Annotated in this window: 1 protein-coding gene; it reads right to left on the bottom strand. The window is 44.0% G+C overall.

Features of this window, described 5'->3' with window-relative positions; translation table 11 throughout:
- Positions 1-13: 13 nt before the first annotated feature.
- Positions 14-1,152, bottom strand: a protein-coding gene (locus tag ICL16_RS40545) for an IS630 family transposase (protein WP_190837531.1) whose coding sequence is annotated in 2 segments (ribosomal slippage) — positions 14-720 and positions 720-1,152 — 1,140 coding nt in all. Because the reading frame shifts where the segments join, the coding sequence is not laid out codon by codon here.
- Positions 1,153-1,217 lie beyond the last annotated feature (65 nt).

Raw genomic sequence — 1,217 nt, 5'->3', positions numbered from 1 at the left:
ATCTAGTAGTCTGTCAAGAACTAATTGACGGATAGAGGCGCTTTAATTTAATACGGGCATCAGCGGTTGTAAATTGCCAATCTACTTTACAGGAGAGTTCATTTCTGCGTTTTTCCCAGGCAGCGATTTCCTGTTTCAAAACTTCTTTGTGAGCAATACGTCGGTCAAGGCATTGTCGGTTTAAAACACTCAACTCAATTTCAGCCATATTCAACCAACTTCCATGCTTTGGCGTATAATGAAACTCGATTTTATCCAAAATTCGTCTAGCTTCGGCTGGCAGAAATGCCTTGTAAAGAGAGGCTCTAATGTGAGTATTAAGGTTATCCTGAGCGAGTTGAATTTTTTTGGCTTGGGGATAGCATTCATCAACCAGATACTTTATTTGTTGTGCGTAGTCAATTTGGGTCCGTTGGTCGGTCACTTCTACGTGCCTCCACCCGACTAAAGGCTCAAACATCATAAATAGATTGCAAACCCCCTCCCGTTGATATTCATAGTCATAGCGTTCGGGTTGTCCTGGTTCTGCTGGCAGAGGTTTTCTGACTTCAGAAATTAATTGCTTTGAGCTTTCATCGAAGCAAACCAACGGATAATCGGGGTCATAGGGACGAGTATACAATTGTAGAATATCTTCCATTTGGCAAACAAACTCAGCACTAGCTTCCGGAGGAATCACCCAAGATTCGTTCAACCAAGGCTTAAGCTCGTTTTTTTTAGAACTTGTCGCACACTTTCATGGGAAATGCTCTCTACATATCCCAATGCCACTATCTGGTCTGCCAATAACCGTAATGTCCAACGGCTATATCCCTCTGGTGGGCTACTGCAAGCCGTCGCCACCAAATGGGCTTCTGCTTCTCCGTCTAGCCGTCGCAACTTCAATGAATGTCGCTGACGGGGTACGAGGGCATCGTCTAAGTTTTCTTCCACAAACCTTTGCCGGACACGCTCAATGGTTCTGGTGCTGATCTTGAAAGCATCGCTGATAGCTTGATCTTTCCATCCCCCATCTGGGTGATTCACATCTGCTTTAAGAAGTATATGAGCGTGATTGATTTTGGCGGCGGCGGCAATACCTGTTTTGGTTAATTGTTCTAAACTTTGGCGTTCGTCAGGAGTTAGGGAGACAATGTATCGTTTTGCAGGCATAGCTTATAGAATGCTGGGAAATATATCTTCCAGTATCCGTCAAAATGTATTTGACAGACTACTAG

This window comes from Iningainema tapete BLCC-T55, assembly GCF_014698965.1.
In the GTDB taxonomy this organism is placed as follows: Bacteria; Cyanobacteriota; Cyanobacteriia; order Cyanobacteriales; family Nostocaceae; genus Iningainema; species Iningainema tapete.
The sequence above is the reverse complement of the archived record's forward strand: the minus strand, read 5'-3'. Positions and strand labels throughout refer to the sequence as shown.